This window comes from Microbacterium sp. (assembly GCF_030149085.1).
Lineage (GTDB): Bacteria > Actinomycetota > Actinomycetes > Actinomycetales > Microbacteriaceae > Microbacterium.
Map to the genome: position 1 here is coordinate 1 of NZ_JASBSF010000054.1, position 12,662 is coordinate 12,662.

11 protein-coding genes and 1 pseudogene are annotated in these 12,662 nt (G+C 68.9%); 6 read left to right on the forward strand and 6 right to left on the reverse strand.

Annotated elements, in window-relative coordinates:
* Together Q1V87_RS02150 and Q1V87_RS02155 are read left to right on the forward strand one after the other, a co-directional pair.
* A partial coding sequence (locus tag Q1V87_RS02150) for a cation:proton antiporter (protein ID WP_300590655.1) occupies positions 1-721 on the forward strand: 721 nt, incomplete at its 5' end.
* Positions 722-725: 4 nt separating this feature from the next.
* Positions 726-1,226: a glutaminase gene (locus Q1V87_RS02155; RefSeq protein WP_300590656.1), complete on the forward strand. Its 501-nt coding sequence runs from the start codon at positions 726-728 to the stop codon at positions 1,224-1,226.
* 9 nt (positions 1,227-1,235) lie between these two features.
* Here the strand turns inward: Q1V87_RS02155 and Q1V87_RS02160 are convergent, their stop codons facing one another.
* Together Q1V87_RS02160 and Q1V87_RS02165 are read right to left on the reverse strand one after the other, a co-directional pair.
* The gene (locus Q1V87_RS02160) at positions 1,236-1,895 is read right to left on the reverse strand and encodes a LysR family substrate-binding domain-containing protein (RefSeq protein WP_300590657.1); all 660 of its coding nucleotides are present in this window, start codon (positions 1,893-1,895) and stop codon (positions 1,236-1,238) included.
* Between the two features lie 86 nt (positions 1,896-1,981).
* Positions 1,982-2,452, reverse strand: a complete 471-nt coding sequence (locus Q1V87_RS02165) for a transferase (RefSeq protein ID WP_300590658.1) — start codon at positions 2,450-2,452, stop codon at positions 1,982-1,984.
* Positions 2,453-2,578: 126 nt separating this feature from the next.
* Here Q1V87_RS02165 and Q1V87_RS02170 point away from each other — a divergent pair, with 126 nt between their 5' ends.
* Positions 2,579-3,280 carry a YitT family protein gene (locus Q1V87_RS02170; RefSeq protein WP_300590659.1) on the forward strand — a complete coding sequence of 234 codons (702 nt, stop codon included), beginning with the start codon at positions 2,579-2,581 and terminating at the stop codon, positions 3,278-3,280.
* Positions 3,281-3,309: 29 nt separating this feature from the next.
* Here Q1V87_RS02170 and Q1V87_RS02175 read toward each other — a convergent pair whose 3' ends face one another.
* Positions 3,310-4,083, reverse strand: a complete 774-nt coding sequence (locus tag Q1V87_RS02175) for a DNA-formamidopyrimidine glycosylase family protein (protein ID WP_300590660.1) — start codon at positions 4,081-4,083, stop codon at positions 3,310-3,312.
* Positions 4,076-8,833 (reverse strand): ATP-dependent helicase, encoded by a 4,758-nt coding sequence (locus tag Q1V87_RS02180; RefSeq protein ID WP_300590661.1) that lies wholly within the window; start codon positions 8,831-8,833, stop codon positions 4,076-4,078. The genes Q1V87_RS02175 and Q1V87_RS02180 overlap by 8 nt, the downstream gene beginning before the upstream one ends.
* A 272-nt stretch (positions 8,834-9,105) precedes the next feature.
* Between Q1V87_RS02180 and Q1V87_RS02185 the strand changes: the two genes are divergently transcribed.
* The 3 genes from Q1V87_RS02185 (at position 9,106) to Q1V87_RS02195 (ending at position 11,144) form a co-directional block, all read left to right on the forward strand.
* Positions 9,106-9,585, forward strand: coding sequence for a cupin domain-containing protein (locus tag Q1V87_RS02185; protein ID WP_228177378.1), 480 nt, complete (start codon positions 9,106-9,108; stop codon positions 9,583-9,585).
* Positions 9,586-9,665: 80 nt separating this feature from the next.
* Complete coding sequence (locus tag Q1V87_RS02190; RefSeq protein ID WP_300590663.1) at positions 9,666-9,845, forward strand: hypothetical protein; 180 nt, start codon at positions 9,666-9,668, stop codon at positions 9,843-9,845.
* A gap of 81 nt (positions 9,846-9,926) precedes the next feature.
* Entirely contained in the window at positions 9,927-11,144 is a 1,218-nt protein-coding gene (locus tag Q1V87_RS02195; RefSeq protein ID WP_300590664.1) for a thioester domain-containing protein, read from the forward strand.
* Positions 11,145-11,256: 112 nt separating this feature from the next.
* Here the strand turns inward: Q1V87_RS02195 and Q1V87_RS02200 are convergent, their stop codons facing one another.
* Entirely contained in the window at positions 11,257-12,279 is a 1,023-nt protein-coding gene (locus Q1V87_RS02200) for a putative zinc-binding metallopeptidase (RefSeq protein WP_300590666.1), read from the reverse strand.
* Positions 12,280-12,481: 202 nt separating this feature from the next.
* Positions 12,482-12,662: pseudogene (locus Q1V87_RS02205) on the reverse strand (transglutaminase family protein); the annotation flags it as partial.

The following is a 12,662-nucleotide window of genomic DNA, read 5'->3' on the forward strand; positions in this document are numbered from 1 at the left end:
CGCGATCTCCGTCTTCCTCGGCGGACGCGATCCCGGGGTTGCCTCGATCGTTCTGGCCGCCTTCCTGGTGGTCGCCGGGCTCGCGATCTGGTTGGCTTTCCGCATCCCGCACGGCATGATGCACCGCGTCGTGAGTGCGACGCTGCACACGTCGGGGCAGTACGAGATCCGTGTGGTGTTCCTGATCCTCGGAGGGTTGCTCGCGCTGAGTATCGCGCTCGACCTCGACATCCTGCTCGGCGCCTTCACCGCAGGAATCGTGTGGCAGCTCATGATGCGCGACGCATCCGACGAGAATCGCGAGGCTGTCGAGAGCAAGATCGAGGGCATCGCCTTCGGGTTCCTCGTGCCCATCTTCTTCATCTACACCGGCGTCACCTTCGACCTCGCGGCGCTGCTCGAAAGCCCCGCCCTGCTGTTGTTCGTGCCGGTCGTGCTGCTGGCGCTCCTGGTCGTGCGCGGACTTCCGTCGATGCTCGTCGCGCCGCCCGGATCCAGTGTTCGAGACCGGGTTGCGCTCGGCCTGCTGGGCGCGACGGGGCTGCCGATCATCGTTGCCGTCACCGCGATCGGCGTCGACGAGAACCTCCTCACGTCGGCGCAGGCCGCGCTGTTCGTCACCGGCGGCATGCTGTCGGTGCTCATCTACCCGCTCGTCGGGATGCTCTTGCGGGGTGAGCGCGTCAGCCGCGTGCCCGCAGAGCTGGATGACGCGGCCTAGACCCGTGCAACCAGCTGACCTTCCCGGCCTTCTCTCGTGGGCGCGAGCCGAACTCGCGGGCGCACCCCGAGAGTTGCTCGGCGAGGTCGTGACACCACGGATGCTGGGTATCCCGCGCTCGCCACGGGTCGTCCTCCGCGACGAGGTGTGGCACCTCGGCGTCCTCCTGCTCGGGTCGGAGCACCTCTACGCAACCGGCGAGATCGTGCGATCCCGTGAGCCTGCCCGCCGCGGATACACCGCGGAGTCCCAGCGTGCCCGGGCGGGACTGGCCGAAGCGGCGTTTCGGGGCGGCATCCTGCCTGGCGTAGCTGTGCATCTTGGATGGCAACGGCTCGATGTTTCACTGATCGGCGAAGTGGCATCCGTGGATGTCGGGCCCCTGGCCGTAATCGACGGTCAGCTCCGGGTGCGCTGGAGCACCGCTGGCGGGTTCATGGATGCCGAGAGCTACGTTCGCGAGCGCGTCGAGCTTGCGCGGCATCCACCCCAGGGTGCCACCTGAGCCGTCTGGCTACGAGCGGGAGGAATTGACGCTGCGACCGCGCACGATGCCGACGAACGCCTCGACCTCGGGCGTCGTGCGCTCGGCTACCCACGCCAGCGCGACGCTCGAGACGGGGCCGCCCGAGAGGGGCCGGTACGCAACGTCTTTGCGGTGATGCAGCCGCGCGAGTGACATCGGGACGATCAGGATGCCGACACCCGTGGCAGCCAGTTCGACAGCCGCCTTCGTGTCTGCCGGGGCCGCGAAACGGGGTGCGATCGTTCCCGGGACTGCCGGCTGCAGGACGTCATCCTCCGGGACGATGAGCACCTCGCCCGCCAGGTCCTCGGGGGCAAGCTCCTCCGCCACCGACAGGCTCGAGTCACTCGAGAACACCACGACCGGCACCTCGTCGTAGAGCGAAATGGCGTGAAGGTCGGTCTTGTCGATCGGGAGTCGAACGAGGGCTGCGTCAACGGCTCCTGCCAGCAACTGATCGCGCTGCGAAGTCGGAGCGATCTCTTCGAGCTCGAGCCGCGTGCGCGGCATCCGCTCTCGCCAGAGCGAGATCCACTTTCCCGGGGTCGCCCCGGGTACAGCGCCGAGACGGAATACCTCAGCTGGCGGCGGGCCTGAGTGCGCCTGCGGCGCATCCCGTGATCGGGAAGATCGGTCGCGCCTGGCCATTCCGTCAGGCTACCGCGACGGCGCCAGGCGCCACGGCAGCAGTCGGCTCGATTCAGGCGGCGAGGCGAAGGCCGCGCGGGGCCGGGTCAGGCCGCGAGGCGAAGGCCGCGACGGTCGGTGGCGACCCGCTCGTTCTCTCCGACGGTCTCGTCGTCACCGAGCAATGAGCCGACGGCGACGCGCGCGTGAGCGCCGATGACGGTGCGGATGCCGATCTTCGAGCCGGCGCCGACCGCCGCTCCCGGGCCGATGTGCGCGTGCGGCGCAACCACGACCTCCGGACCGATCAACGCATCCGACTCGATCCACACACCGCGGCCGATCCGGGCGCCCGCAGCGATCTGAACTCCCGGTTCGACATACGCCCCGGCCTCGACGATCGCGGTCGGATGCACCTTGGCCCCGTGCGCGATGAGTCCTCGGCCATTGGCGTGTTTGCGATACCGCAGTGTCTCGCCGTGGTCGTTCTCGATGTCGACGTAGTTCTTGCCCACGATCTCCTCCACGGGGCCGTTCGGCCCCAGTACGATCCCCAACGCCGTGGTACGGAGATTCATTCCCCTGCATCCGCTTGCCGCTGAATTCTCTGTAGCGGCAATGGTGCCGGATCTCGGGTTCGTCGTCTCCCGGCTTGACATCTCTTCGGAACGGTCCCGACATCGGATTGGCAGAGAATGGAAGGCATGCCAACCGACGATCTCGGCGACGCGCATGACACGACTTCGGAGACCCCGGATCAGTCCTCGCACCCTGCTCCAGAGGCCACCCGCACCCTCGTATTCGACGAACGTGCCACCGCACACTCGCCGGCGGAGGACGTGCTCGGCATCCTCACCGGTACCTTCACCGCATCACTGGGGCTCTACCTGTTGCAGTCCTCGGAGGCCGTTACCGGCGGCACGGCAGGACTCGCGCTGCTGATCCAGTACGCATCCGGGTTGCCGTTCTGGATGCTGTTCCTGCTCATCAATCTGCCCTTCGCCGTGCTGGCGGTGTGGCAGCGCGGCTGGAGCTTCACGATCCGAACTGTCATTGCGATCGCCATGGTCTCGGGCTGGTCGGTGGTGCACCACGCACTCTTCTCCATCGATGACCTCAACCCGATCTACGGGACCCTCGGCGGGAACCTTCTGGCCGGAGTGGGTCTGCTGATCTTGTTCCGACACCGAGCGAGCCTCGGTGGGATCAACATCGTCGCGCTCATCGTGCAGGACCGGTGGGGGTTCCGCGCCGGATGGACCCAGATGATCTTCGATGTCATCATCGTTGCCGCGGCGCTGCTGGTGGTGCCGTGGCCCAACGTGGTGCTGAGCGGTCTGGGCGCTGTCGTACTGAACCTCGTGCTGGCGATGAACCACCGCCCGGGACGGTACATCGGGCACTGAGAGCGCGGCCGCCGCCGGCGTCGTGCGCGTCAGGTTTGGCAGCGCGGGCACCAGAAGACGTTCCGTTCCCGCGTGGCGTCGGCGCCCAGTGCGCTGGCGAGAATCGGCGTTCCGCATCGACGGCATGGCCTTCTCTCGCGGCCGTACACCCACATCCGCTCTCCCCTCCGGTCGACGCCCGTGAACGTGCGCTCGACGCGGTCGCGGTTCGCGCGGATCATTCGCGTGCCGACCTCCAGCAGGCCACGCGCGTCGACCTGCGTGCCCGGAGCCGCGGGGTGGATGCCGCGCACGAACAGCATCTCGTTCGCGTACACGTTTCCAAACCCTGCGACGTTGCGTTGGTCGAGCACTGCGACGTGGATCTCCCGCGGGTCCGCACCCACCCGCCTGGCCGCTTCGTCGAGGTCCCAGCCGTCGCTGAGGGGGTCGGACCCGAGGTAGCCGACGAGCTCGTTCTCGCGATCCGTGGGAACAAGGGCGATCTCGGCGAGGTCGAAACCGACAGCTTCGGCATCCGTCGTTCCGACGATTGCCCGTGCTCGAAAAGCCGGCGCCCGCCAACGCTCACCGGGGCGGTACACCTGCCATTCGCCCTCCATCTTGAGGTGCGAGTGCAGCGTCCATGGCCCGATGCGTGCGAGCAGGTGCTTTCCGCGCGGCACGACCGCGTGGACCTGTTCTCCCGTGAGGTCAGCGGTAGCCAACTGCGGCACCCGCAGGTCGAATCGCGTCACCGTGCCGCCCGCGAGTGCCGCATCCAGCATTCGCGCTGCACGAAAGACGGTGTCGCCCTCAGGCATGCGGCGACCCCGACGCCTTACGCAGAGTGAGGCCGCGCGGGGTTTCGACGAAGCCTGCTTCGCGCAGCGCCCGGGCGAACGCCGTTCCGAAGATCGGGTCACCGTTCACCTGCTCGACGGTCAGGGTATCGAGGTGCCGCGTGCGGGCCGTCGCTGCGAGGTCGGCTGTCGCTGCCGTCACCGCTTCGTCGTCGGCGCTGAAGAGGAGGGCCGACTTGCCACCGCGCTCGAGGTACAGCACGAGCTCGCCGTCGACGAGCGTCACGAGAGCTCCCGCCTTGCGACCCGGGCGATGTCCGACGCCCTCGAGGCTCGGCCACGCGAGAGCGGCACCGTACGCATTCGCGGGGTCGGTGGCAGCGAGGGTGATCGCCGTGCGCGGGGCGGGGTCGGTGATCGCCGAGAACTCGCGCAAGCGGTCGACGGTCGCGGATGCCGCGAACTGGGCCCCGCCGAGCCTTTCGACGAGGTATCCCCGTCGACAGTGGCCGGCGCGTTCGGCATCCGCGAGGGTGCGGTACACCTGCGCAAAGCCGCCCGGGACCGCCTCGCTTTGGACAGGGCCGCGGGTAACGACCCCGTAGCGGTCGAGCAGGATGCCGGCGATCGCGGCAGCGCGGACCGTGGCGTCTGGCTCGGGCTCGGGAAGAAGCGACCACCGGCCGCTCGCTCGCGCACCGCTCCCGCCAGCGCCCCCACGCGAGCTGTTCGCGGCCGGGCGGGGGATCGTGGCAGAGATGGCCGACCCGCGGAACATCCGCGCACGGGGGGCACGCCGTGCGCTGCGGTGCGCCTGGGACCCACCGGAGAGCAGCCCGCGCACCGGCGCGAACGTGTCATTCGTGACCCGGCCCGCCCACGCCAGCGCCCAGAGCGCCTCGATGACCGACTGCTCGTTCGCGGCGTCAGTGAGGGCGCGAAGCTGCCCCGCGAAGTAAGCCCCGCCGCCGGCGAGAGCATCAAGGATGCGTGCCTCGAGCGACTCGGCGGCGATGTCGTCGGCTCGAGTGGGAAGGCTCAAGGCGACGGTGTCGGCGGGATGCAGCGCGATCCAGCCGTCGCGCCCGGGGAGGGCCCCGTGCCCCGACCAGATGACCTCTCCCGTGGCGGTGAGCTCGTCAAGCAGCGCCGCACGATAGTCGCGAACGCGGCTCGGCAGGACGAGCGACTCCCAGGCGCTCGCGGGAATCGGAACCCCGGCGAGTTGCTCGATCACCGCGAGCACGCCGTCGATGCCCTCGAGCGGCCGGGTCAGGTGCTGCCAGGCGGGCAGGAACCGGGCGAGCGCAGCCTGTGGCACGGGTTCGATGCTTCCTCGGATCGCCGCGAGCGAGCGCATCCGCAGCCGGCGCAGCACCTCGGAGTCGCACCATTCGTTCTCGCCGCCGTCGAGCGCAGACGAGGCGGGCAGGAAGTATCCGCTCGTGATGCGACCCTGCGCCTCGAGCCGCTGCAGTGTCAGCCGTGCGACCGCGGTCCCGATGCCCAGGCGTTCGGCGACAGCATCCGTCGTGAACGGTCCGTGGGTGCGGGCGTGACGGGCTACCAGGTCACCGAGGGGATCGGCGACCGGTTCGAGGAACGCGACGGGGATGCCGACGGGCAGCGGAATGCCGAGGGCGTCGCGCAGGCGACCGGTGTCTTCGATGGCTGCCACCCGTTCGACGCCGGCGATCGTGATCCCGATCGCGCGCCGGCTGGCGACGAGTGCGTCGAGGTGGGTGGATGCTTCGGGAACCGGGGCGGCGGGTCCGGGCCCCTCGACGTCAGCAGCTTCCGTCTCGGTGGGGGTACCGGGTGCCGCCTGCAGCCTCTCGGCTACTTCTGGCGCAGACAGCGGTCCGAGCAGACGCAGCAGGTCGGCCACGCCCTCGAGCCCGCGGACCCGGCGATCCGGCGCGAGGTGCTGCACCTCGGCTTCGAACTGGGCGATGACGTCGGGGTCGAGGAGCTCCCGCATCTCGACCGTGCCGAGCAGCTCCGCCAACAGGGCAGGGTCAACGGCGAGGGCGGCGGCCCGACGCTCGGCGAGCGGGGAATCCCCCTCGTACATGAACGCACCGACATATCCGAACAGCAGGTCGCGGGCGAAGGGTGAGGGCTGCGGCGTCTCGACCTCGATGAGACGGATGCGGCGGTCGGCGATCGAACGGACGATCCGCAGCAGAGCGGGAACGTCGTACACGTCCTGCAGGACTTCGCGTAGCGTCTCGAGGATCACGGGGAACGTCGGATGCCGCCGGGCTACCTCGAGCAGCTGGGCTGACCGTTGCCGCTGCTGCCACAGGGGGCTGCGGCGGTTCGGATTGGTGCGGGGCATGAGGAGCGCCCTCGCGGCGCATTCGCGGAAGCGTGACGCGAACAGCGCAGAGCCGCCGACCTCCTGCGTGATGAGCGGTTCGAGCTCATCCGCGTCGAACACGAAGAGCTCGGCGCCCGGCGGCTCGCCCGTGGTGTCGGGAACGCGCGCGATGATGCCATCGTCGCTTGCGACCGCCGACCCCTCGACGCCGAGCCGCTCTCGGATCCTCGCGTTGACGGCGAGTGCCCACGGCGCATGCACTTGCATGCCGTAGGGGGAATGAAGAATGACCCGCCAATCGCCGACCTCGTCGCGGCCACGTTCGACAGTGAGGCTTCGATCGGTCGGCAATGTCCCGGTGGCTTCGCGCTGTTCAGCAAGGTACGCGAGCAGATTGGTCTTCGCATTCGCGTCGAGTCCGGCATCGGTCAGCCGCGCGTCGGCGGCAGGCGGTGTCGCGGTGGCGATCTCCCGAGTGAAGGCGCCAAGTGCCTCGCCGAGTTCCGCGGGCCTGCCGATCCCGTCGCCGTGCCAGAACGGGACGCGGCCCGGTTGGCCGTAGGCGGGAAGGACGTTGACGCGATCGTGGGTGATCTCGACGATGCGCCAACTCGTCGTGCCGAGCGTGAAGACGTCGTTCACGCGCGACTCGTAGACCATCTCTTCGTCGAGTTCGCCCACGCGGGCGTTCTGGCTCTCGCCCGCGACAAAGACGCCGAACATCCCGCGGTCGGGGATCGTCCCACCGCTTGTGACGGCGATGCGCTGGGCGCCGGGGCGGCCGGTGAGGGTTCCGGCATCCCGATCCCAGACGACGCGCGGGCGCAGCTCGGCGAACTCGTCCGAGGGGAACCTTCCCGCGAGCAGGTCGAGGGTGGCTTCGAACGCCGACCGAGGCAGCGCGCGAAACGGCGCGCTGCGCTTGACGGTCTCGAACCACTCCTCGACGTGGAGCGGTGCGAGCGCCGCCGCCGCCACGGTCTGCTGAGCGAGGATGTCGAGCGGGTTCTGCGGCACCTGGATCGCCTCGATCTGGCCTGCGAGCATCCGTTCGGTCACGATCGCGGTGTGCAGCACATCGGAGCGGTGCTTGGGAAAAAGCGACGCGCGGCTGATCTCGCCGACCTGGTGTCCCGCGCGGCCGATGCGCTGCAGACCGGATGCCGCGCTCGGCGGCGCCTCGACCTGGATGACGAGGTCGACGGCTCCCATGTCGATGCCGAGCTCGAGACTGCTCGTGGCGACGACGCAGCGCAGTATGCCGGACTTGAGTTCCTCTTCGACGAGGGCGCGTTGCTCCTTCGAGACGGAGCCGTGGTGTGCCTTAGCTAGCACGGGCTCAGCCCCCGCGGTCTGGCCGCTCTGCGCGGGCATCGCTGCCGTGATCGACGGTTCGGGGAGGTCGATACCGAGCCGCTCGGCGTAGATCTCGTTGAGTCTCGCGGTGAGGCGCTCCGCCAGGCGCCGAGAGTTGGCGAAGACGATCGTCGAGCGGTGCTCGAGGACCCGGTCGACGATCGCCTCTTCGACATGCGGCCAGACCGATCCGGTCATTTCCGTGTTCTCGGGGCGCGCGGCAGCTCCGCCCGAGGGGGCGAACCAGTCCTCGCCTTGCCCGGAGGTCGGTGCTGTGGCATCCGTCGACCGCACGCCTGGCCCACCCGTGGTGGATGCCGCGGCCGGCGGTGGGTTGAGCATGTCTTCGACCGGGACCGTGACCCGCATCTCGAAGGTTTTGGATGCCGGCGGCGCGACGATCTCGACCGGGGCTGCGCCCCCGAGGAACCGGGCAACCTCGTCGATCGGTCGCACCGTCGCCGATAGGCCGATGCGCTGCACGGATGCCGCATCCGGCCTCTCGGCGCGGATCATGGCGTCCAGGCGCTCGAGGCTGAGGGCCAGGTGCGCGCCGCGTTTGGTCGCGGCCACGGCGTGGACCTCGTCGACGATCACCGTGTGGACGCCCGTGAGCGTGCGGCCCGCCTGGCTCGTGAGCATGAGGTAGAGCGACTCGGGGGTCGTGATCAGGATGTCGGGCGGCGTCGCGACGAGCTTGCGGCGCTCCGTCGACGGGGTGTCTCCGGAGCGGACGCCGACCGAGACCCCGGGGAGGCTCAGCCCGCGTCGGCGGGCTGACTGGTCGATGCCGACCAGCGGCGAGCGGAGGTTTCGTTCCACGTCGACACCGAGAGCCTTGAGCGGTGAGATGTAGAGGATGCGGGTGCCCGCGGCATCCTGCGGGGTTTCAGCCTTCTCCCGGAACACACGGTCGATGGCCCACAGGAATGCCGAGAGCGTCTTGCCGGACCCGGTCGGTGCGACCACGAGTGCGTGGCGACCCGCCGAGATCGCCTTCCACGCGCCGGATTGGGCCGGGGTCGGTGCGGTGAATGCGCCGCGGAACCAATCCTGCGTGGCAGGACCGAATCTCTCGAGCACATCCGCCATCCCCCTATCTTCGCCCGCCCCACCGACATCCGGGGCGGTCTCGGTCCCAGCCCGCAGCGAACTCCTCAGAACGGGCGACGGATGCTGCGCGGGGCGCCTGCGGCCACGGTAGGTGGCCCGATCTTTAGGAGTTAGCGACGCTGTGCATCGCGGGGTTCGTCCCGGCCCCGACACAGAACGTCGACGCGAACGGGGCTGCCCCAGCGAGTTGACAGACGAACCGGGCGGCGCCGCCCCGAGGGAGTACCGTGACGGTGAGCAAAGGAGCGACCATGGCATTCGACCAGGTGGTGCACGGACGGCAGGACGATTTCGAGGCCCGGCACGGCGACCGTGGACGGTTCACGTTCGCCAAGCACGTCGTTGTTCCCAAAGAGGGCACTCAGCTACAGGTCTCATTCATGGAGATCCCGCCGGGTCAGTCGGCCTATCCATATCACTGGCACGCTGGCGTCACCGAGGCCTACGTCATCCTGTCGGGAACGGGTCGGGTGCGTACCCCGGGTGCTGAATTCGACATCGGCCCGGGGGAGGTCGTCGTCTTTCCACCCGGGCCGGCGGGCGCGCACCGGATGACGGCTACCGGCGGTGAGCCGCTCCGGTACGTCGACCTGGACACGACATCCGAACAGGACGTGATCGGCTACCCGGACTCGCGAAAGACGATGGCGTACACGACCGCCCGCCCCACGATGCTCTTCCGTGACGACGACGCCGTGGACTACTACGACGGTGAGCCTGACGCTGGGTGAGGGGCGAGACCGGGTGAGCGGGTGACGCGGAGCGCACACATGTGAGCGCGGACGTGCGAGAGTGACGTACGGAGGATCCCATGCGTACCACCCCAACCGTCCTCGCCGCGACTCTTCTCACCGCGTTCCTCGTCGGCATCGGCGCCGCACCCGCCCTCGCGGAGCCCGGAACCGGCCCCGGCGTCAGCGATCCCCCGCGGGCTTCGACCGAAGCCACGGTCGTCGCGATGCGGCACCAGGGCGGCCGGTTCGGAGCCTAGGAGACGGCGATCACCGACCCGCAGACGCCCTACCCGACGACGATCACCGGCACCGGCAGGACGTTCTCGACGGCTCAGATCGTGCTCAACGACCCGAGCTCGAGCAGCCCGGGCGACATCCTCACCTACTGCATCGATCTGGCCACTGAGACCGAGATCGGTGTGCACTATGAACTCGGCGACTGGTCTTCGGCGAACGTCCCGAACCTCGACTACGTCACCTACATCCTCAACAACTACTATCCGGTGGTGCCTGGAGCGCCGGCGCTGTCGACGGATGCCGAGAAGGTAGCAGCCGTGCAGGGTGCGATCTGGTACTTCACCGATCAGTTCGTCGTGCCGCGATTCGGCTACCTCGCGCAGCACGATGCGATCGCGGCGATCGTGGCGGCAACCCAGGCTGCCCTCTCCGGGGGAGCGACCCCCGCGCCGCCGCTTCCCACTCTGACCATCACACCCGACACTGCCACGGCGCCCACGACCGGTGACGTGGTGGGGCCGTTCGCGATCGGTGGGTCGGTGAGCTCTTCGACGCTCTCGACGCGGGGCATCGATGTGTTCTCGGATGCCGCTGGCACTGTCCCCGTCCCCGACGGCTCCTCGGTCGCGCAGGGCTCGTCGCTCTGGGCTCGCTACGCCGCGACGGTCGCCGATGAAGGATTCAGCCTGGAGACATCCCAGACCGTCGAGGCCGGAAACGTGTTCCTGTACGACGGCGGGAATCCCGGACGCACGAGCGCCCAGAAGCTGATCCTCGCCGCACAAGCCACGATCCCGATCCGCGCCAACGCGGCGATCACGCCGATGGCCGCCGGCCGGTTCGCCGCCGACGTGACAGTCACCGGTGCGGCCGCCGGCCTGCAGGGAGCCATCTCGGTGACGGCGCGGTGCGATGACGGAACGACGGTCGTCGAGAGTTCGGGAACGCTCGCCGCCGGCACCCCGGCGGGAACGACCCGGGTGGTGACCCTGTCGGCTGTGCCCGCCGGCGCAACGTGCACCGTCACGCAGACCGCCGACGGGCACACCGCCGGTGCGGTGCTGACCTCCACCACGACGGTTCCGGGATCCGTTGTTGCTGTGGCGAACTCCACGGTGTCGGCGACGGTCACCGACACGTTCGCACACCCGACGCCCACTCCCACCCCGACGCCTACCCCGAGTCCCACCTCGACCCGGCTACCCGACACCGGAGCCTCCGCGCCGCCGTCCTGGGGGATGCCGGCGGCTCTGCTGACCGCCGGGCTTGCCCTCATGGTTCTCGACCACGTTCGCCGGCGCTCGCGCGCATCACGCTAGCCAGGGTCGCCGGTGGCGAACTCAGCATGATCGGTGTCGTACAGCCGCCGCAGGAGCGGGAGAGCGGCGTCCTCGCGCCGAGATCGAGGAGTTAGCGACACGCCAGCGCCGGTCAGCTCTCCGGTGCCGCCGAGTCCTCGGCTGATCCGGGCGCTGCGGAGACTGCCGCAAGCTCCGCGACGAACTCGAGTTTGTCGAGTACGGGTGTGGACAGCACGAACGGGTAGAGATCGTCGTAGCCCATCGACCGGTTCATCATGTTCAGAGCGGTCGACAGCGGCATCCAGGTCTTGGTGACTCGCTCGCGGAACGATGCGGTCGATGCGGGGCGGAGCAGGCCGAATTCTTCGGCGGTCTGGATGCTGTCGCTGATGTGCAGGTAGTGGGCCCAGGTTTCGGCGAAGTCCTCCCACGGGTGCATCGTCGCGTACTGCGAAATGAAGTGCTGTTGCCAATCCGCGGGAGCACCCTCGGCGTAATGGCGATCGATCGCTGCTTGATAGTCCTCGGTCTCGTCACCGAAGAGCTCCCGCGCCCGGGCGCGAGTGTCGTCATCCGTGACCAGGAAAGACTCGTAGTAGTGCCCGATCTCGTGCCGGAAGTGACCGAGCATCGTGCGGTATGGCTCGTCGAGCATCGCGCGTACCTTTTCGCGGTGCGCGTCCTCGGCCTCGGCGAGGTCGATCGTGACGACGCCGTCAGCGTGCCCGATCGTGACCGGTTCCGCGACGCTCGACAGCAGGTCGAAGGCGATCCCGCGAGGGTCCTCGGTGCGATCGAGAATCGGGATGCCGAGCTCGTCGAGCTCCGCGATGAGGTGACGTTTGGCCCGCTCCGCGGGAGCGTAGTTCGAGATCCCCTTGAGGTCAGCGTCGTTGGGCCGGGTGCGGGTCAGGCCGCAGCTGAAACACAGGCCACCGGCATCCGTCGTGAGCCATGTGCATCCCGAGAGCCCGAGGTTCGCGCACACGTGCCAGACGGCACCCCGGGCGTCCGTGTAGGTGCGATCGTCGCCGTCGAGCGGCACGATGTCTCGCTCGGCGCGCGAGTAGCCGAGGGGCGTCTCGCACGAGACGCAGACGGAGTTCTCGAAGAACAGGCGATTGCCGCAGACCCGGCACGTGTAGGACTTCACGGGCGAATCCTCGCACACGAACGAGTCATCTCCGGAGGGGTTGCGCTCGCGCGATTCACTCTCGTGCGAATGTCGCAACGGCGCACGGATTCGGCGGCGCGCCGGGCGGAGGGGGCTGGATGCCGGGGTGTCGCGCACAGTCTGCGCCGTTGCGACACGGCATGGGCAGTCGGGCGGGGCGGGTGCTCGGGCGGGGCGGAGATCAGGGGGCGGGGGCGACGTCGACTGAGACGCGCAGGGTCGAACGCTTCGCGGTGGTGAAGATGATGCCCTTGACCGGGGAGACATCGCCGTAGTCCCGGCCCCACGCCACCGTGACGTAGCGGTCGTTCGCCCACTGGTCGTTGGTCGGATCGATCGCGAGCCACTCATCGGACCCGGGC

Coding starts and splice junctions, on each gene's coding strand:
- Q1V87_RS02160 (WP_300590657.1), bottom strand. CDS start 1,895: ATGGCCAGGCGCGACCGATCTTCCCGATCACGGGATGCGCCGCAGGCG.
- Q1V87_RS02165 (WP_300590658.1), bottom strand. CDS start 2,452: ATGAATCTCCGTACCACGGCGTTGGGGATCGTACTGGGGCCGAACGGC.
- Q1V87_RS02170 (WP_300590659.1), top strand. CDS start 2,579: ATGCCAACCGACGATCTCGGCGACGCGCATGACACGACTTCGGAGACC.
- Q1V87_RS02175 (WP_300590660.1), bottom strand. CDS start 4,083: ATGCCTGAGGGCGACACCGTCTTTCGTGCAGCGCGAATGCTGGATGCG.
- Q1V87_RS02180 (WP_300590661.1), bottom strand. CDS start 8,833: ATGGCGGATGTGCTCGAGAGATTCGGTCCTGCCACGCAGGATTGGTTC.
- Q1V87_RS02185 (WP_228177378.1), top strand. CDS start 9,106: ATGGCATTCGACCAGGTGGTGCACGGACGGCAGGACGATTTCGAGGCC.
- Q1V87_RS02190 (WP_300590663.1), top strand. CDS start 9,666: ATGCGTACCACCCCAACCGTCCTCGCCGCGACTCTTCTCACCGCGTTC.